Source organism: Gemmiger sp. An194, from assembly GCF_002160145.1.
In the GTDB taxonomy this organism is placed as follows: Bacteria; Bacillota; Clostridia; order Oscillospirales; family Ruminococcaceae; genus Allofournierella.
Window position 1 is genome coordinate 12,694 of the sequence record NZ_NFKA01000025.1, and the last position, 19,587, is coordinate 32,280.

General features: G+C 58.7%; 16 protein-coding genes. 12 read left to right on the plus strand and 4 right to left on the minus strand.

Annotation, left to right across the window (positions count from 1 at the left end):
• Positions 1 to 49: 49 nt before the first annotated feature.
• The 4 genes from B5F28_RS15210 to B5F28_RS12895 form a co-directional block, all read right to left on the minus strand.
• On the minus strand, positions 50 to 382 hold the full coding sequence (locus B5F28_RS15210) for a hypothetical protein (protein ID WP_247643490.1): 333 nt from the start codon (positions 380 to 382) through the stop codon (positions 50 to 52).
• 27 nt (positions 383 to 409) lie between these two features.
• Positions 410 to 700 carry a hypothetical protein gene (locus tag B5F28_RS15215; protein ID WP_247643491.1) on the minus strand — a complete coding sequence of 97 codons (291 nt, stop codon included), beginning with the start codon at positions 698 to 700 and terminating at the stop codon, positions 410 to 412.
• Positions 701 to 716: 16 nt separating this feature from the next.
• On the minus strand, positions 717 to 1,193 hold the full coding sequence (locus tag B5F28_RS12890; RefSeq protein WP_343212760.1) for a MarR family winged helix-turn-helix transcriptional regulator: 477 nt from the start codon (positions 1,191 to 1,193) through the stop codon (positions 717 to 719).
• 194 nt (positions 1,194 to 1,387) lie between these two features.
• Positions 1,388 to 2,380, minus strand: coding sequence for a LacI family DNA-binding transcriptional regulator (locus B5F28_RS12895; RefSeq protein WP_087184874.1), 993 nt, complete (start codon positions 2,378 to 2,380; stop codon positions 1,388 to 1,390).
• Between the two features lie 296 nt (positions 2,381 to 2,676).
• Here B5F28_RS12895 and B5F28_RS12900 point away from each other — a divergent pair, with 296 nt between their 5' ends.
• The 12 genes from B5F28_RS12900 (at position 2,677) to B5F28_RS12955 (ending at position 19,471) form a co-directional block, all read left to right on the plus strand.
• Positions 2,677 to 3,909, plus strand: a complete 1,233-nt coding sequence (locus tag B5F28_RS12900) for an extracellular solute-binding protein (RefSeq protein WP_087184873.1) — start codon at positions 2,677 to 2,679, stop codon at positions 3,907 to 3,909.
• A 20-nt stretch (positions 3,910 to 3,929) separates the two neighbouring features.
• Positions 3,930 to 5,309 carry a carbohydrate ABC transporter permease gene (locus tag B5F28_RS12905; RefSeq protein WP_087184872.1) on the plus strand — a complete coding sequence of 460 codons (1,380 nt, stop codon included), beginning with the start codon at positions 3,930 to 3,932 and terminating at the stop codon, positions 5,307 to 5,309.
• 3 nt (positions 5,310 to 5,312) lie between these two features.
• A complete protein-coding gene (locus B5F28_RS12910) occupies positions 5,313 to 6,179 on the plus strand; it encodes a sugar ABC transporter permease (RefSeq protein WP_087296273.1) in 867 nt (288 codons plus the stop codon).
• 33 nt (positions 6,180 to 6,212) lie between these two features.
• The gene (gene pulA / locus B5F28_RS12915) at positions 6,213 to 8,129 is read left to right on the plus strand and encodes a type I pullulanase (protein ID WP_087296274.1); all 1,917 of its coding nucleotides are present in this window, start codon (positions 6,213 to 6,215) and stop codon (positions 8,127 to 8,129) included.
• Between the two features lie 24 nt (positions 8,130 to 8,153).
• On the plus strand, positions 8,154 to 10,103 hold the full coding sequence (locus tag B5F28_RS12920; RefSeq protein WP_087296275.1) for an amylo-alpha-1,6-glucosidase: 1,950 nt from the start codon (positions 8,154 to 8,156) through the stop codon (positions 10,101 to 10,103).
• Between the two features lie 22 nt (positions 10,104 to 10,125).
• Positions 10,126 to 12,384, plus strand: a complete 2,259-nt coding sequence (locus tag B5F28_RS12925) for a glycogen/starch/alpha-glucan phosphorylase (RefSeq protein WP_087296276.1) — start codon at positions 10,126 to 10,128, stop codon at positions 12,382 to 12,384.
• 10 nt (positions 12,385 to 12,394) lie between these two features.
• Positions 12,395 to 13,858: a 4-alpha-glucanotransferase gene (gene malQ, locus B5F28_RS12930; RefSeq protein WP_087296277.1), complete on the plus strand. Its 1,464-nt coding sequence runs from the start codon at positions 12,395 to 12,397 to the stop codon at positions 13,856 to 13,858.
• Entirely contained in the window at positions 13,855 to 15,585 is a 1,731-nt protein-coding gene (locus B5F28_RS12935; RefSeq protein ID WP_087296278.1) for a glycoside hydrolase family 13 protein, read from the plus strand. The genes malQ and B5F28_RS12935 overlap by 4 nt, the downstream gene beginning before the upstream one ends.
• 19 nt (positions 15,586 to 15,604) lie before the next feature.
• Positions 15,605 to 16,360: an HAD family hydrolase gene (locus tag B5F28_RS12940; protein WP_087296279.1), complete on the plus strand. Its 756-nt coding sequence runs from the start codon at positions 15,605 to 15,607 to the stop codon at positions 16,358 to 16,360.
• A 12-nt stretch (positions 16,361 to 16,372) separates the two neighbouring features.
• Positions 16,373 to 18,001: a glycoside hydrolase family 13 protein gene (locus tag B5F28_RS12945; RefSeq protein WP_087296280.1), complete on the plus strand. Its 1,629-nt coding sequence runs from the start codon at positions 16,373 to 16,375 to the stop codon at positions 17,999 to 18,001.
• Between the two features lie 259 nt (positions 18,002 to 18,260).
• A complete protein-coding gene (locus B5F28_RS12950; protein ID WP_087296281.1) occupies positions 18,261 to 18,857 on the plus strand; it encodes a sugar O-acetyltransferase in 597 nt (198 codons plus the stop codon).
• On the plus strand, positions 18,854 to 19,471 hold the full coding sequence (locus B5F28_RS12955) for a DUF1349 domain-containing protein (RefSeq protein WP_087296282.1): 618 nt from the start codon (positions 18,854 to 18,856) through the stop codon (positions 19,469 to 19,471). The genes B5F28_RS12950 and B5F28_RS12955 overlap by 4 nt, the downstream gene beginning before the upstream one ends.
• Positions 19,472 to 19,587: the final 116 nt, after the last annotated feature.

The window sequence follows — 19,587 nt, forward strand, 5'->3', positions numbered from 1 at the left end:
GGTCCGGATGACCTTTCCACAACTGGTACAGCTGGGGCAGAAATTTGGGCTACCGGCTGGCCGCGTACTCCGCGTGATCCGTGGTGCTGGGAGGCTGCAGTCTGGCATGAGGATCTTTGGCAAGAATTTCTTTCACAAAATGAGGCGGTTCAAACACCGTGGTGCTTGCCACTGCTGCGGTGATGTGGCTACAGCCACCCTCACAGTCCTGCCACATGTGCACGGTCATGTCCACAAATTCGTCTTTGTCGTTGAACACACCCTCCACGAGGACATGGCTCAGCGCATAGGTGAAGGGAAAGTACTCCAGTCCCAGACGGTGGATCTCTATGCCTTCGCCGCCGAACACCGGGCTGCCTTTGCCCACAAATTCGGAGATCATGTGCACGGAGTTGCCGAACCCATACTCTCAGGGAGCTTTTACCCAGCTGAACCGTTTGTGGGAACCGGGGGCCCAGAGGTAATACCCCTTTTCCATGTTGGCCCAGAACCAATCCAGCATCTTTGCGCTCACGCCGGGAAGAAAATGCTGCGTCTGGGACTGCAGCACCCACTCCTTCTCCTGCGCCATAGCGTTCAGCTCCAGCGGGGGATATTCCGGCTGGGGGCGGCTCAGCCTCTCATAGGGTAAAATATCGATTTCGGTGTTTTCCCGGACGGGCATATAGGTCTGCCCGGCGGTTGCCTGATAGTCTGTCATGGTTCTTCCTTTCTCGTTACAGATGATACCCGATGTTATCCAGCATACAATCGGTAAACCGGATCAGCTCTGCCTGTTCCTCTGCCGAAAGACCAGCGCAGAGAGTTTTTGTGATTGCTTCGTCCGCCTGTGCCAGTTCCAGATACAAATTCCGGGAACGCTTGGTGCAGCTGAGCTTCTTATACCGGCGGTCGATGGTACTGGTGGTACAGGTCACAAAGCCTTTTTTCTCCAGCCGTTTGATCATCTCGGTCATGGTCGGATGGGTTACCTGCTCGGCTTGTTCAAGATCCCTCTGATTTACTTCCGATACACCGAACGCCTCCATGCGGCTCAGCTCGCCAAGGACCCGCAGCTGTACAGCCCTGAGCCCCAGCTGGTCCGCTTTTTTGTTGAGGTGCTGCTTGAATGCCCGGTCAATGATGGCAAGCGTCTGCCCAATGAGATGTATTCCGCCATATGCGCTCCTCCTAATAGGTAGTACACTACTTATTTTATCCCTGTTTTAGTAATTCTCAATGGGTGCGGCTGACGGGAAAATGAGGCAAAATACCGCATAGCATCAATGGCGTACGGGGTGTGGTTTCCGCAGAAAAAGGGCTATTGCTTCACAAAAGTGAAGCAATAGCCCTTGGCATATAAAATGGATGTGTATCGGAAGTTTCGCGATCAATATTTCGCTGCCTTTTATTGCGGCGCTTTGCCGGAGGAATGACGCACCATCAGGCGGGCATGCAGCAGCAGCGTGCTGATGGGCACATCCGCCAATAGACTGGACAGCGCATAGAAGGCGCTTTTGCCCAGCTGGGTCCGGTCCTGGCGGATGGTGGTCATGGTGGGTTGGGTATAGGCGCAGAGGGGCAGATCGTCAAAGCCGATGATGCTCAGATCTTCGGGAATCCGCAGGCCCATCTCCTGACAGTGGATCATCACCGTGTGGGCCAGCAGGTCGTGGCTGCATACAATGGCGGTCACCTTCTGCTCCAGCAGGGCAGGCAGGTGCTTTTGCAGGCACTCGGAAAAATAATAGTCGCTGCCCGCCAGGCTGTGGTCGTCCGGCAGGTTGTGCTTGCGCAGTGCATGGAAAAAGGCGCTGTAGCGCTGCTGGTTCACATAGGAACCCAGCCCACCGCTCAGATAACCGATCCGCCGGTGCCCCTGCTCCTTCAGATGAGCCACAGCCAGGTCCATGCCTTCGCTGTTGTCCACGCCCACATAGCAGGTGGAAGGGTTGGCCCGTATATAGTTATCCAGCAATACGGCAGGAGTATGGCTGGTTTGCAGCTGATGCAGCCAGGGGTCCGCCAGCGAAAGGCCCAGGAAAAAGGCCGCCACGTAGTTGCTTTGCAGCATGTATTCGTCGTAGGAAATGCTTTTCTGGATCTGTTCGTCCAGCGGTACCACGCACACCACAAAGCCCGCAGGCTCGGCCACCTTGCGAAAGCCGGTCACAATGTCGTAGCCGAAGTCTGAGGGCTCCTCGCAGGTCATGTTTTCAATAAAAAGGCACAGCTGTTTCGCGCCCCGTTTGCGCATGGAGCGGGAGTATCCCAATTCCACCGCGGTTTCCAGAACGGCTTTTCGCAATGTTTCGCTCACATCCGGCGCTCCGTTCAGCGCCTTGGAAACCGTCCCTTTGGAGATGTTCAATTTGTTGGCAATATCTTCGATTCTGGCCATGAAGCTCCTCGTTTTTTCAAAAAGAAGAAAAGATTCCTTTGCTTTGTATCCATTATAACGGCTTTTGGGCGGAAAATCAATGTGCAGGGCGGCGAAAGCAATTGATAAGACCAATGAAAAGAAGTTTCGTAAAGTTTTGAAGTGCTGCTGTGGAAAGTGACGAAAGTAACTGGAAATCCTTGTGCATTAGGCAGAAAATGGCGGAATAGCCCCAGAAACCTTGACGGCGAAGGAGGAAGGGGAGTATAGTGATTACGGCGAAACTTTACGAAATAAATTGAAGGAGGAACAAGCAAATGCAGGGAAAATTCGCGCGGGCGGCAGCGGCGCTGTGTGCGGGGGCATTGCTTCTGACCGGCTGCGGCGGCACCGAAAACGCGCAGCAGACGAAAGAAAAGGTTCGACTGATGGTGTGGTCCCCTTCGGAGGACCAGTCCCAGTCCAGTGGGCAGTGGCTGCAGACCTGCTGCGAGCGGTTTGCTGAGATGCACCCGGAATGGGACATCACCTTTGTATATGGTGTAGCAGACGAGGCTTCGGCAGCCACAGCGGTGGCGCAGGACCCGGAGGCAAGCGCAGACGTGTTCCTGTATGCCAACGATACTCTGACCACCATGACCGACGCGAAGGCGCTGGCTAAATTTGGCGGCAAGTATGCCGATGAGCTGAAGACGACCAACAGCGAAACGCTGCTGGACTCCCTCACGATGGATGGTTACATTTACGGGGTACCCTTCACTACCAACACCTGGTACATGTATTACGACAAACGGGTGTTCAGTGAGGAGGATGTGAAAAGCCTGGACACCATGCTGGAAAAGGGTGTTGTATCCTTTCCCTTCGTGAACTCCTGGTATCTGCCTGCCTTCTACTTCGGCAACGGCTGCACCCTCTTCGGTGACGGTACTCAGGAAGAGCTGGGCGCGGACTTCGGCGGAGAAAACGCCGTGGAAGTGACCGAGTATCTGGTGGATCTGGCGGCAAATCCCAACTTCAAGATTGACCAGGACGGCAGCGGTCTTGCTGGCCTGCGGGACGGCAGCATCCACGCTATCTTCTCCGGCTCCTGGGATGCCGCCGCGGTGCGGGAGATTCTGGGAGAGAACATGGGTGTGGCGGCCCTGCCCACCTACACGCTGAACGGGGAGGAAAAGCAGATGTACGCCTACGCCGGTTCCAAGGCCATCGGCGTGAACACCTCCACCGATTACATGGTGCAGGCAGTGGAGCTGGCCATGTATCTGGGTTCCGCCGAAGCGCAGCAGCTCCATTACGAGCTGCGCGGCGTGATTCCCTGCAATACCGAGCTGAACGAGGACCCGGCCATTGCGGCGGATGAAGTGGTTCGGGCCCAGAACGACACCTTCGACCGTACCTCCAAGCTGCAGCCCTTCGTGGCCCAGATGAACAACTGCTGGACGCCGGTGGAAAACATGGGCAAGGCGATCCGCAACGGCACGGTGACCAAGGAAAACGCCGCCGAACAGACCAAGGCGATGAACGACGCCATGAACAGCGACGGAATCTGAGAAAGGTGTGAGGTGTGACGATGAAACGGTTCAATTCCAAGCAGGCGGAAGGGTATACTCCCTATACCTGCATTCAGGCCCTGCGACAGGGCAGCGCAGTGACCCGGCTGTCCGCGCTGTTGCTGGGCCTCGGTAATATGCTGAACGGGCAGCTCATTAAGGGCCTGCTGTTTCTGGCCGGAGAACTGGCGTACATATTCTTCATGATCCGCTACGGCTTCCATAATCTTGTGATGCTGGTGACTCTGGGATCGGTGGAGCAGCAGGAGATCTGGGACGAAGCCAATCAGGTGTTCCTTTATACCAAGGGCGACCAATCGGTGCTGCTGCTGTTGTATGGCGTGGCCACCATCCTGCTCACGGTAATCTCCTTCTGGGGCTGGCGCGGTGCGCTGCGCAGTGCCTACAAGGCGGAATGCCTGAAAAAGCAGGGCCGGCATGTGAACAGCTTCCGGGAGGATTTGGCCAGCCTGTTGGATGAAAACCTCTACCGGCTGCTGATGACCCCGCCCATGTTTTTCATCACAGCGCTCACTATATTGCCGCTGGCCTTTATGATCTGCATGGCCTTCACCAATTACAGCCGGATCGACAACCATCTGGTGCTTTTCGACTGGGTGGGCCTGGAAAACTTCGCGGCCCTGTTCGATTCCAGCAGCGTGCTGGGCAGCACCTTCTGGTCGGTTCTGGTCTGGACGCTGGTCTGGGCGGTATTCGCCACCTTTACCAACTATATTTTCGGCATGCTGCTGGCCCTGCTCATCAACCGGAATGATACCCGGGCCAAGGGCTTCTGGCGGTTCTGTTTCGTGCTTTCCAGCGCGGTGCCCATGTTCGTATCGCTGCTGATCATGCGCACCATGCTTCAGCCCAACGGCGCGGTGAACGTGCTGCTGCGGAATCTGGGCCTGATCGCCCCGGACGCCAGTCTGCCTTTCTTCACCGACCCCACCTGGGCCAGAGTGACCGTGATCGTGATCAACATCTGGGTGGGCGTGCCCTACACTCTGATGCAGCTCACCGGCATTCTGCAGAACATTCCCGGCGATCTGTACGAGGCCGCCAAGGTGGACGGCGCGGGCCCGGTGCGCACCTTCTTCAGCATCACGCTGCCCTACATGCTGTATGTGACCACTCCCTATCTGATTGCCACCTTCACCGGCAACGTGAACAACTTCAACGTGATTTATCTGCTCTCCGGCGGTGACCCCATCACCAATCTGTCCTCCACGGCGGGCAGCACCGATCTGCTGGTGACCTGGCTGTACAAGCTGACCATCGACAAGCAGTATTACAACGTGGGTGCGGTCGTTGGCATTCTGACCTTTATCATCCTGTCGGTGGGCGCACTGTTTACCTACCGGCGCAGCAAGTCCTACAAAGAGGAAGGTGGATTTTAAGCGATGAAACGGTATAAAAGCGCAAAGGCCGCCCGGCGGCGCACCAATATCCTGGTCCACACATTGCTGGCCGTACTGGCCGCCATCTGGGTATTCCCGGTGCTGTGGGTCATCATGACCAGCTTCCGGGGCGAGAAGGGGTCCTATGTGTCCACCTTCTTCCCCCAGACCCTGACGCTGGACAACTACACCCGCCTGTTCACCGATACAGCGGTGCTGAACTTCCCTCAGATGTTTATGAACACCCTGATCATTGCGGTATGCTCCTGCCTGCTGTCCAGCTTCTATGTGCTGTCCGCATCCTATTGCCTGTCCCGTATGCGGTTCAAGATGCGCAAGCCCTACATGAATATGTCCATGGTGTTGGGGCTGTTCCCGGGCTTTATGTCCATGGTGGCGGTGTATTTCATCCTGAAAGCAGTGGGCCTGACCGAGGGCTCCCTGATCCGACTGGCACTGATTCTGTGCTACTCCGGCGGCGCAGCGCTGGCCTTCCAGATTGCCAAGGGCTTTTTTGATACCACCCCCTATGCAGTGGATGAGGCTGCGCTCATCGACGGCTGCACCCGCTGGCAGATCTTCACCAAGATCACCCTGCCCCTGAGCAAGCCGGTGATCGTCTACACGCTGCTTACCTCCTTTATCAGCCCCTGGGTGGACTTCATCTTTGCCAAGGTGATCTGCCGGGCCAACTCCGACCAGTACACCGTGGCCATCGGCCTGTGGAAGATGCTGGAGAAGGAATACATCGACAGCTGGTACACCAGCTTTGCAGCGGGCGCAGTGCTCATTTCGATTCCCATCGCGCTGCTGTTTTTGAAACTTCAGAAATATTATGTGGATGGCATGGCCGGTGCAGTCAAGGGCTGACGGCAGTTTGTGACCGGAAAGGAATGCAGAGGAATGGATTTTAACAGCAAAGCGTTTGCGCGCAGGTTCCACTACGACGGCGATGATCTGGGCGCCCGGCTTACCGAAGCGGGTACCGAGTTCCGCCTGTGGGCCCCCACCGCCGAAGCGGTGCAGCTGCGGCTGTTCCGGTCCGGCCATGAAGGAGAGGCCTTTGAAACGCTGGCTCTGGACCGGGGCGAAAAGGGCATGTGGTTTGCCTGCATCGACCGGCAGCTGCACGGCGTATATTACGATTATCTGGTTACGATGGAGGGAAACACCCGCCGTACCGCCGATCCCTATGCGCGGGCCTGCGGTCTGAACGGCCGGCGCAGCATGGTGGTGGATCTTGCTGCCACCGACCCGGAGGACTGGCAGATGGACAAAGCCCCTGCCCGCCAGCCGGAGGACATCATCTATGAAGTGCATGTGCGGGAATTCTCCTGGGCGGAAAGCGGCGGTTTCCCGGAGCACTGGCGGGGCAAATACAAGGCCTTCTGCTGTGCGGACACCACCCTGTTCAATCAGGGCAGTCAGCCCACCGGCCTTGCGTATCTGCGGCAGCTGGGTGTGACCCATGTGCAGCTGATGCCGGTGTACGATTACGGCTCGGTGGATGAAGCACACCCGGACGACAGTTTCAACTGGGGCTACGATCCGGTGAACTACAATGTGCCGGAGGGCTCCTATTCCACCGACCCGGCCCGGGGCGAGGTGCGCATCCGGGAATTGAAGGAGCTGGTGCAGTCGCTGCACCGGCAGGGCTTCCGGGTGATTATGGATGTGGTGTATAACCACACCTATCATCAGGACTCCTGGCTGGAGCGCACGGTGCCCGGATACTACTACCGGGCCTGGAAGGACGGCAGCTGGAGCAACGGCTCCGGCTGCGGCAACGACGTGGCCAGCGAGCGCTCCATGTGCGCGAAATACATTCTGGACTCGGTGCTTTACTGGGCCGAAGAATACCACATGGACGGCTTCCGTTTTGATCTGATGGGCCTTCTGGATACCGACCTGATGGAGCATATCCGTGCCGCGCTGGATGAGCGCTTCGGCCGGGGCGAAAAGCTGGTGTTCGGTGAGCCCTGGGCCGCCGGCCCCACCGCCCGAAAGCGGGGCGTTCAGCTGGCGGACAAAAAGGCTCTTGCCGGGCTGGACCCGGAGATCGGCGCCTTCTGTGACGGTGTGCGTGACGCGGTGAAGGGGCCGGTGATGTACCGGGAAAAGCCGGGCTTTGTGAATGGCGGTAGTGGTTTTGAGAAGAGAATCCTGCACAGCATCACCGCCTGGTGTGGGCAGGCGCGGAACTTCCGGGCGGCAGCGCCCTCCCAGGCCATCACCTATCTTTCCTCCCACGACGACATGACCCTGTGGGATAAGCTGGTGGTCACCATGGACCCGCAGCAGAACTTTGATGACCCGGCCCCGCAGGTGATGCGGGCCAGCCGACTGGCGGCGGCCATCTACATGACCTGTCAGGGGCGGCTGTTCCTGCTTTCCGGCGAGGAATTCGGCCGCACCAAGCAGGGGGAGGACAACACCCACAAAGCACCCATCGAACTCAACCGGCTGGACTGGGAGCGGGCCTGGCAAAACCGGGAGTTGGTGGAATACTATCAGGGACTGATCGCCCTGCGCAAGCAGCTGCCCGCCTTGTGCGACAAGACCGAACAGGCCGGTAAGCGGCTGCTGCATTCCCAGGTGCCAGCAGCCCGCTGTGTGACGGCTCTGCTGGAAAACGGCGGACGCTGGAGCAAGCTTCTGCTGGCCTACAATGCTTCTTCCCATCCGGTGGAGCTGGAACTGGAAGAGGGCGAGTGGGAGCTGCTGGCAGATGAACGCAGCAGCTTCTGGTGGCAGGAGCACCCCGCTGTGCAAAGCGCGCAGGTGCAGCCCATGGCCGCGATGATCCTGGGCAAACGATAACAACAAGTATAAGAGGGGAAACCAATGCGGTTTATATATGGAAAACAGGATTTTCGCAGTCAGGAGCGCGGGCAGGAAAGCTGCTGGCTGGTGACCAACGGTCTGGGCGGCTTTTCCTCCCAGACCATCACCGGCGCTGCCGCCCGCAACGACCACGCAGTACTGATGGCCTGCACCCAGGCGCCCAATCACCGCTGGAATCTGATCCACCGGCTGGAGGAGGTTCTGGAAACCGGGAACGGGATGGAGCATCTGTCCAGCCAGCAGTTCCGGGGCCTTCCGGCGGAGGAGGGCTGGAAGCATTTGTGCAGTATGGAGGTGGACGGTCTGCCCCATTGGTGGTATCAGCTGAACGGCGTACGGGTGGAAAAGGAGCTGGCGCTGGACTGGGAACGCAACACCCTGGCGGTGCGCTACCGCATCGGCAATGAATCCGGTGCGGACTGCACCCTCACCGTCACGCCCTGGATGCAGTTCGTGCCCAAGGGCAATGACCTGAGCGCCCGGCAGCGGTTCGTTTTCCGGGAGGGCGCGGTGGAATCTGCCGGGCTGCGGTTGCGCATCAAAACCAACGGCCAATTGCAGGAAACACCCCTGCGCCGCCAGACCCTCTGGTATGCCTACGATGCCTGTGACGGCCGTCGGGCTGCCGGGCATACGGCATCGAACGTGCAGATTTCCATCACCGTTCCGGCGGGAGTGGAGAAAACACTGGACATGGTGTTCTCGCTGGAACAGGAGCTGTCTGCCGCTGGTAAGGTGCTGCAAAACGCCAAAAAGCGGCTGCGGGCGCTGGAACAGCAGAGCGGATTCCGTCACCCGGCGGCCCGTCAGCTGGCGGTGAGCGCCGACGCCTTCATCACCCAGCGGGCCTCCACCGGGGCAAAAACGATTCTGGCGGGCTACCCCTTCTTTGAGGACTGGGGGCGGGACACCATGATCGCCCTGCCCGGCTGCACCCTGGCCACCGGCCGGTACGAGGATGCAAAGAGCATCCTCACCACCTTTCTGGAGCACGAGCGGGGCGGCCTGATGCCGAACCTCTTTCCGGAAGGGGGCAACGAGCCCATGTACAACACGGTGGACGCGGCACTGCTGTTCATCAACTGCATCTGGCTCTACCGCTCTTACACCGGCGACGAAGCCTTCGTGCAAAAAGCCTGGCCGGTGATGAAGCGGATCATAGAGGGTTACCAAAAGGGCACGGAGTTCGGTATCCACATGGAGCCGGATGGTCTGATCGCCGCCGGACAGGAGCTGGATCAGGTGACCTGGATGGATGTGCGCATCGGCGACATTCTGCCCACCCCCCGCCACGGCAAACCGGTGGAAATCAACGCCTACTGGTACAACGCGCTGCGGATCATGGAGCGGCTGGCCCCCGAGATGGGCGAGGCCGGGCAAAGCTACGGCGAGCTAGCGGAAAAAGTACGGGAAAGCTTTGTGCGCCAGTTCTGGATGGAGGACAAGGGATACTTGAAAGATCTGGTCTCCGGCACAAAGGCCGACGAGCAGATTCGCTGCAACCAGATCTGGGCCGTGTCCATGCCCTTCACCATGCTGGAGCCCCGGCAGGAAAAGCAGGTGGTGCAAACGGTTCTTCGCCACCTGTACACGCCGGTGGGGCTGCGCACCCTTTCGCCGGAGGATACGGAATTCCATCCCACCTACGGCGGGCCGCAGCAGCAGCGAGATCTGGCCTACCATCAGGGAACGGTGTGGCCCTTCCCGTTGGGAGCCTGGTATCTGGCCTATTTAAAAGTGAACGAATATTCAGCACAGGCAAAACGGCAGGTAAAGCAGCAGCTGGCTGCACTGGAGCCGGCGCTCAGAGAGGGGTGCGCCGGCCAGCTGCCAGAAATTTACGACGGGGAAAACCCCACTGCCTCCCGGGGCTGCTTTGCCCAGGCGTGGAGCGTGGGCGAGCTGTTGCGGGTATACGAAGCCCTGGAACGCCCCCAACTGGAACACTGAGAGAAACGAGAGGGAAACGTATATGGAACAGAGACTGCAGAGCATTCTGAACAAGCACTACGGCAAAAATCTGGACACCGCCACCGATCAGGAAGTCTATACCGCCCTGATGCTCTACACCAAGGAGCAGCTGGCCACCATGCCCCGTACCGAGGGCAAGCGCAAGCTGTACTATGTGTCGGCGGAATTTCTGATCGGCAAGCTGCTCAGCAATAACCTGATCAATCTGGGCCTGTTCGACGAGGCAAAAGAGCTGCTGGCCAAGCACGGCCATGAGCTCACCGCCGTTGAAGAAGCGGAGAACGAGCCCTCGCTGGGCAACGGTGGTCTGGGCCGTCTGGCTGCCTGCTTTCTGGATTCCATCGCCACGCTGAACCTGTGCGGCGACGGTGCGGGCCTGAACTACCACGACGGCCTGTTCTATCAGAAGCTGGAGAACAACAAGCAGAAGGAAGAAAAGAACCCCTGGATCACCCCGGAAAGCTGGCTCACCGACACCGGCGTGCGTTTCGATGTGCCCTTCGGCGGCTTTTCTCTGCGCTCGGTGATGTACGACGTGGGCGTGCCCGGCTACAACGGGCGGCGCAACAGCCTGCACCTGTTCGATGTGGAGACGGTGGACGAATCTATCATCGGCGATGGCATCTCCTTTGACAAGAGCGACATTGCCCGCAATCTGACTCTGTTCCTTTATCCGGACGACAGCGACGAGGCAGGCCGCCTGCTGCGGGTGTATCAGCAGTATTTCCTGGTGAGCAGCACCGCCCAGCTGATCCTGAAGGAGACCCGGGAGCGGGGCGGCAGCATCGAGAAGCTGCACGAGTTCGTGGCGGTGCAGATCAATGACACCCATCCCACCATGATTATCCCCGAGCTGATCCGTCTGCTCACCGCCGAGGGCATGAGCATGGACGACGCCATCCGCGAAGTGAGCCTGGCCTGCGCTTACACCAATCACACCATTCTGGCCGAGGCGCTGGAAAAGTGGCCCATGGACTTCATGCGCAAGGCAGTGCCCCAGCTGGTGCCCATCATCGAGGAGCTGGACAAGCGGGCAAAGCAGGTGAGCGACGATCCCCGGGTTGCCATTCTGGATGATCGGGACCGGGTGCACATGGCTCATATCGACATCCACTACGGCTACAGCGTAAACGGCGTGGCCGCCCTGCACACCGAGATTCTGAAGGAATCCGAGCTGCGGCCCTTCTACGAGCTGTATCCGGAAAAGTTCAACAACAAGACCAACGGCATCACCTTCCGCCGCTGGCTGCTCCACTGCAACCAGCCTCTGGCTGCCTTCATCGAGAGCCTGATCGGCCCTTGCTTCAAAAAGGATGCAGAGGAGCTGGAAAAGCTGCTGGCTTTCCAGAACGATGAAGAGGTGCTGCACCAGCTGCGCCGCATCAAGACCGAAAACAAGCAGGCGCTTGCCCGCTACCTCAAAGCCACCCAGGGCGTGGAGCTGAACGCCGATTCCATCTTCGACATTCAGGTCAAGCGCCTGCATGAGTACAAGCGCCAGCAGATGAACGCCCTGTACGCCATCTACAAGTATCTGGAGATCAAGGCCGGCAAGATTCCCGCCCGGCCCATCACCATGATCTTCGGCGCGAAGGCAGCCCCCGCCTACACCATCGCCAAGGACATCATCCATCTGATTCTCTGCTTGTCTCAGCTGATCGAAAGCGATCCGCAGGTCAGCCCTTATCTGAAGGTGGTCATGGTGGAAAACTACAACGTGACCAAGGCGGAAAAGCTCATTCCCGCCTGCGATATCTCCGAGCAGATCAGCCTGGCCTCCAAGGAGGCCTCTGGCACCGGCAACATGAAGTTTATGCTCAACGGTGCGCTCACTCTGGGCACCCGGGACGGTGCAAACGTGGAGATCGCCCAGCTGGTAGGCGAGGAGAACATCTATTCCTTCGGCAAGAGCTCCGAGGAGGTCATCCGCCTGTACGACGAGCAGGCCTACTCCTCTGCCGCCCTTTACGACGGCGACAAGGAGATTGCCCGTCTGGTGGACTTCATCATCGACAAAAAGCTGATCCGCATCGGCGATGTGGAAAGTCTGTGCCGCCTGTATAAGGAGATTGTGGGTAAGGACTGGTTCATGACCCTGCTGGATGTGAAGGAATACATTCAGAAGAAGGAAGCGATGCTGGCGGATTACGAGGACGAACTGGCCTGGAGTCGCAAGACTCTGGTGAATATCGCCAAGGCGGGCTTCTTCTCCTCCGACCGCACCATCGCGGAGTACAATCGGGATATCTGGCATCTGTGAGGATGAGCGAATGAAAGAAACAGGAATTCTGCTGGCGGTATCCTCTCTCCCATCCCGCACCGGGGTGGGGGAGCTGGGCCGGCCGGCATATGAGTGGATCGACCTGCTGGCCGGGAACGGGGTGAGCATCTGGCAGATTCTGCCCCTGAACCCCACCGGTTACGGCAACTCCCCCTATCAGCCCTATTCCTCCTGTGCGGGGGATGAGCTTTATCTGAGCCTGGAACTGCTGGCACAGCAGGGCCTTTTGCCCGAGGTGCCGGAGTTTGCCGGAGCCAACCCGGGCCGGGTAAACTATGAAGCGGTGCGCGCCTGGAAGGAGCCGCTGCTGCGTGCCGCCTGTGCCGCCTTTCAGCCGAACGAGGACTACAACGCCTTCGCCCGGCAGGATTGGGTAAAAAGCTACAGCGTGTTCCGGGCCTTCAAAAAGGCAAACGAGGGCCGCTGCTGGCTGGAATGGCCCCAATGGCAGCGGGACTGGCCGCAGACCCGGCAGGGGGATCTGAGCGAGTTTACCGAAGAGATCGCCTACCACAGCTTTTTGCAGTATCAGTTCTTGAATCAGTGGAAGGCTGTGCGGGAATATGCCCATGAAAAGAGCGTGCGCATCATGGGCGACGTGCCCTTCTATGTGGGGGTGGACTCGGTGGACGTCTGGGCCGGGCGGGAGAACTTCCTGCTGGACGAGGACGGCCACCCCACCTTCATCGCAGGGGTTCCGCCGGACTATTTCAGCGCCACCGGCCAGCGGTGGGGCAACCCCATCTACAACTGGGATAAGATGCAAAAGGATGGCTTTGCCTTCTGGGTGGAGCGCATCGGCTACAATCAGAAGCTGTTTGACATCATCCGCATCGACCACTTCCGAGCCTTCGATACCTACTGGAAGATTCCGGCCTCCTGCCCCACTGCAATCGAGGGCGAGTGGATCGAAGCGCCGGGCTATGCGGTGCTGGACACCCTGTATGAAAAGATTCCGGGGCTGGAGCTGGTGGCGGAGGACCTGGGCGATCTGCGCCCGGAGGTCCTGGAGCTGCGAGACCACTACCACCTGAAGGGCATGAAGGTTCTGGAATTTGTGCTGGATGCGTCCGGCCGATATGTGCAGGACACCGGTTTGAACAAGGCTTGTCAGATCCACTACACCGGCACCCACGACAATGCCACCCTGAAGGAATGGTACGAAAGCCTGCCTGTGGCGCACCGGCGAAAGCTGCGCCGCTGGCTGAAGCGGCAGGGGTTTGGCACCGGCAGCGTGGTGGAGCGGCTGAACCGCTGTGCGCTGGCAAGCCCGGCAGAATGGACCATCCTGCCCGCACAGGATATAATGGAGCTGAACGCCAGTGCCCGCATGAATACCCCCGGCACCGTGGGCTCCCCCAACTGGGAATGGCGGCTGGCCGATTTTGACCGGGTGGCCCGAGCGCTGCATGCGCTTCGGTCTGCAATTTTACAGCGGAGGAAAGCAAAATGAATTTTGCGGCGGTCTTTCACCGGGCCCAGGCCCCTTACAGCTATGCATTGAATCCGGACGAGCTGGCTCTGCGTTTGCAGACCGGCCCCGAGGTGGAGCGGGTCTTTTTGCACTGGGGTGACCCCTTCGAGGCGGGTATTCTGGGCGGTGCGGAGCGCTGGCAAGGCCAGCGGCAGGAGCTTGCCGAGCCACTGCGGCTGGAGCACTGCCTGTGGTGGAATGCCACCATCCGCCCACCCTACAAGCGGTGCCGCTACTATTTTGAGCTGCATCAGGGCGGCGAGGTCTGGTTCTACGGGGAGGACGGCTTCTGTACTCCGGAGCAAAACCGGCGGGAGGAGCGCCCGGCGGCGTTCCATCAGCCCTGGATGAACCCGGCGGACATTCCCGCCCCGCCCCAGTGGGTGCAGGATACGGTGTGGTACCAGATCTTCCCGGACCGCTTCTGCCGCGGTGCGGCCAGCAGCTGCCAGACCCCCTGGCGCACCGGCCCGGTGACCAACGAGGAGCGCTTCGGCGGCGATCTGCCCGGCATCTGTGAAAAGCTGGATTATCTGGCCGGGCTGGGCGTAAACGGGCTGTATCTGAACCCCATCTTCGCGGCGGACTCGGTGCACAAATACGATACCCGGGATTACGAGACCGTGGACCCGGATTTCGGCACCAATGAAGACCTTGCCCGCCTGGTAAAATCCGCCCACGAGCGGGGCATCCGGGTGATGCTGGACGCGGTGTTCAACCACTGCGGGGCCAGCTTCGGCCCCTGGCAGGATGTGCTGCAAAAGGGCCCGGCCTCCCGTTACTGGAATTGGTTCATGGTGAATCGCTGGCCCGCCCCGGCCCCTGGTCGCGACACCCGGGACAGCCGCTATTATTCCTTCGCCTTTGCATCCAATATGCCCAAGCTGAACACAAACGAGCCGGAAGTCATCGAGTATGTCTGCGGCCTGTGCGAGCGCTGGGTGGGGGAATATGGTGTGGATGCCATCCGCTTCGATGTAGGCAATGAGGTATCCCACCGGCTTTTGAAGGAGCTGCACCGACGGCTGCGGGCCATCCGGCCAGACGTTTACCTGCTGGGAGAGATCTGGCACGATGCCTCTCCCTGGCTGGAGGGTGACGAGTACGACGCGGTGATGAACTACCCGCTGCAGCAGGCGGTGAAGGGCTTCTTTGCCTATCCGGACAAAACTGCCCGCATGCTTGCATGGGATCTGTACCGCTGCATGGGCATGTATCGGTGCCAGACCGGGCAGGTGATGTTCAATCTGCTGGACTCCCACGACACTGACCGGCTGTTCACCCGGGCGGGCAGTGAGGATGCTTTTTTCCAGCAGCTGGCCATGCTGTTCACTCTGCCGGGCAGCCCCAGCATCTATTACGGCACCGAGATCGGTCTGCCCGGCGGGCACGATCCGGACTGCCGTCGCTGTATGCCCTGGGATCGGCTGGACGAGCCGGAAAACAGGGGGCGTATCCGGCAGCTGAAAGAGCTGATCCGGCTGCGGCGTACCCTGCCTGAGCTGCGGGAAAGCGGGCTTTCCTTCAGGGAAACCGAAGAGGAGAGCCGAAATGTGTATTACCGGCGGGGCGATGTGGAGGTGCTGCTCAACTGTGGTGAAATGCCCTGGCAGCTGCCCGGAGCAGGGCAGACCCTGTTCTGCCGCGGCCTGCGGGAAAATATCCTCGCTCCCGGTGGTGTGTGCATTCGCCGGATGAGTGAGTGAAACAGACGGGAGGAAAGCGATGGAAACGATCCGCGCGGTGGTATTTGATCTGTATGGCACCCTGATTCGCATTCACACCGATGAGGAGGATTTGGAGCGGGTCTGGAAACCGCTGACCTTCTATTACGGCTACCATGGGGCAAAGTATAGCAGCCCCGACCAGCTGCGCCGGGCCTACCGGGCCGAGGTGCGCCGCCGCCAGCGTGCGGTGGATGCACGCTTTGGCCCCGGCTGCGGTGAGGTGGCACTGGAGCAGGTGCTGGAAGCCTTGTTCCGCAAAAAGGGCGCGCCTTGGGTGACCGGCGAGATGGTACGCGGCGCGGGCATGCTGCTGCGGGTCTCTTCCACCGATCAGGCTGAGCTGTACCCCGGTGTGCACCAGATGCTGGACACTCTGCGCTGCGCAGGGAAAAAGGTGTGCCTTCTGTCCAATGCTCAGTGGCTGTTCACCTGGCCGGAGATGACCATGCTGGAGCTGTGCGGCCGATTTGACCGGATCTTCCTCTCCTCTGACTGGGGTGTAAAGAAGCCCTCGCCGAATTATTTCAATCTGGTGCTTCAGGAATGCGGATGCCCACCCGATCAGGTGATGATGGTGGGCAACAGCATCCACGACGACGTCGAGCCCGCCCGGGCGCTGGGCATGCGCACCTGCTTTTTGAATACCGACGGCTTGAACGAAGCACCGGAATGCGACCTTGTCTGCGAAGGCGCGGATTACGAAAAACTGTTGCAAATGATACTGCCCGGCGCTGCATCGGACGGCGCGCGGTAAGGAGGAATCACAATGCTGGATAAAACAAAAAAGGACTGGTGGAAATCCGCCGTTGCCTACCAGATCTATCCCAAGAGCTTCCAGGATACCACCGGAAGCGGTGTGGGCGATCTGCAGGGCATCATCAGGCGGCTGGACTATCTGCAAACGCTGGGCATCGACGTGATCTGGCTGTCGCCGGTATGCGCCTCCCCACAGGTGGACAACGGTTATGATATTTCGGATTATCGGGCTATTGATCCCATGTTCGGCGATCTTGCGGATATGCGCCAGCTGATTCAGGAGGGCAAAAAGCGGGGCATCGGCATCATGATGGATCTGGTGCTGAATCACAGCTCCGATCAGCACCGCTGGTTTTTGCAGGCAAAGACCAGCCGGGACAATCCCTATCATGACTATTACGTCTGGCGGGACGGGACCCCCGACCAGTTCCCCAACGACATGCAGGCGGTATTCGGTGGCCCGGCCTGGGAGTGGGTACCGGAGGTGGGGCAGTATTACTTCCACCAGTTTGCACCCCAGCAGCCGGACCTGAACTGGGAAAACCCGGCCCTGCGCCGCGAAATCTACGACATGATCCTGTGGTGGATGGAGCAGGGGGTGGAGGGCTTCCGGCTGGATGTGATTGACCAGATCGCCAAGGAACCGGACAAGAAAATCACCAACAACGGCCCCCGGCTGCATGAGTTTTTGCGGGAGCTGAGCGCCGAAACATTCCAGAAGGGCTGTCTTGTTACTGTGGGCGAAGCCTGGGGTGCGGACATCCCCCGGGCAAAGCTGTACAGTGCGCCGGACGGCAGCGAGCTTTCCATGGTATTCCAGTTTGAGCAGATGGTGCTGGACCAGCAGCCCGGCAAGGACAAATGGGACCTGGCGCCGCTGCCCTTTGTGAAGATGAAGCAGAGCTACGCCCGCTGGCAGCAGGGGCTGCACGGCTGTGGCTGGAACAGTCTGTTTCTGAATAACCACGACCTGCCCCGCATCGTTTCCCGCTGGGGTGACGACGGGGAATACCGGGTGCAGTCCGCAAAATTGCTGGCCACCATGCTGCATGGCATGCAGGGCACACCGTACATTTATCAGGGCGAAGAGCTGGGCATGACCAACGTTCGCCTGCCGCTGGAGCAGTATCAGGATGTGGAGATCCACAACATGTACAAAAAGCGACTGGCCGAGGGTTACCCGGAAGAAGAGATTCTGCGCTCCATCTACGCCAAAGGGCGGGACAACGCCCGTACCCCCATGCAGTGGAATGGTCAGGAGAATGCCGGCTTTACCACCGGCACGCCCTGGCTGCCGGTGAACCCGAACTATACGATCATCAATGCAGAGGCTGCTCTGGCGGACCCGGATTCGGTGTTCTGGTATTACAAAAAGCTGATCGCCCTGCGCAAGGAATATCCGGTGTTTGTGGAAGGCGATTTCACCCTGCTGGAGGAAGAGCATCCCAGCCTGTTTGTCTACCGGCGCAGCACCGAAAATGAGCAGATTCTGGTGGTATGTAATTTCTCGGGGACGGATGTGTCCTGGAATCTGCCGGCCGATTGGAATACAGCCGAGATGCTGATCGGCAATTACCCCGACCGGATGCAGAGCGTTCTGCGCCCCTGGGAGGCAATGATCCTGCACCGCGTTTTGTAAAAAGAGCATCCCGGGATTGGAGAGGGTTCGGAAAAGGCGGCACTTGTTGTGCCGCCTTTTATTTTTGATTCGTTGAACCGATAACGCTGTTTGAGGCTTCTGTCGTTAAGTACATCCGAAATAGGGCCGAAGGGGGACGCGAAAAGCTTTTGCCGCTCCCTGTTATGGTGCTATAATAAGAAAAATAAAAAAGTGTGCGGCCCGATAAAAAAGGGCAAAATGGCCCAAGCAGCGGGGAATAGAAAGGAGACTGTGGGAAATGACAGAACGGAAAAAGATGCAGGAAGGCCTGCTGTATGATGCAAATTACGATGAAGAATTACTGGAAGAACGCATACGCTGCAAGGACCTGTGCTTTGCATACAACCAGCTGCGGCCCTCGTTTGTCGATGAACAGGAGAAAATCATTCGCCAGTTGTTCGGCAAAACCGGCGAGCGGTTTTGCATCACCGCGCCCTTCTGGTGCGACTACGGGTGGAACATTGAAATTGGCGAGGATTTTTACACCAACCACAACTGCACCATTCTGGACGGGGCAAAGGTGACCTTCGGGGATCATGTGTTCATTGCGCCGAATTGCGTCTTTTCCACCGCAGGGCATCCGCTGGATGCAGAGCAGCGCAATCAGGGGCTGGAATATGCCTATCCCATCACGGTGGGGGACAATGTGTGGATCGGTGCGTCCGTGACGGTGCTGCCCGGCGTGACCATCGGCAGCAACACGGTGATTGGCGCGGGAAGCGTTGTCAACCGGGATATTCCGGATGGTGTGGTAGCCGTGGGCAATCCCTGCCGGGTGCTGCGGGAAATCACCGAAGAGGATAAGAAGAAATACTGGAAAGGGGAAAACAAATGAAGTTTGATGTAAATGCTTTGCAATGGACACGGCAGCCGGAGAACAGTGTGATTGCCCCGGACCGGATTGAAATCGTTACCAAACCGCATACCGATTTGTGGCAGAGAACCTACTACCATTTCCGGAACGACAACGCCCCGGTGTTGCAGATGTCCACTGCGGAGAATTTCTTTTCCTTTGTGGTGAAAACGGAATTTTCCGAGAGTCATCATCGTTTTGACCAGTGTGGCGTGGTGCTGTATCTGGACAGTGAAAACTGGCTGAAGGCCTCCATTGAATACGAAAACGAGAGCTTCCAGCACCTGGGCAGTGTTGTCACCAACCACGGCTATTCGGACTGGGCTACCACCGAGATCGCCGCCAGCGTAAAATCCATGTGGTACCGCCTAAGCCGCCGGGAAGACGATTTCTGCATCGAGTGTTCGGAGGACGGCGAGGTGTTCCATCAGATGCGCGTCTGCCACCTGCACGAAGCGAAGGGCGAAATTCGGTTCGGCGTATATGCCTGCAGCCCGGAGGACTCTTCTTTCCGTGCAGTTTTCACGAACATGGAGCTGACCGAATGCAAATGGCTGGCTCACGATGGGCAGGCGCCGGACGAAGTTGAAGAATAACTGCACAGCAGTCCGCTTGAAAAGGGAGAAGAACTCGCTGTGCACAAAATAAAGAAAGAGCTGATAACACACAAGTAATGTTGTTCTTGTGTGTTGCCGGCTCTTTTTGCAGGTTT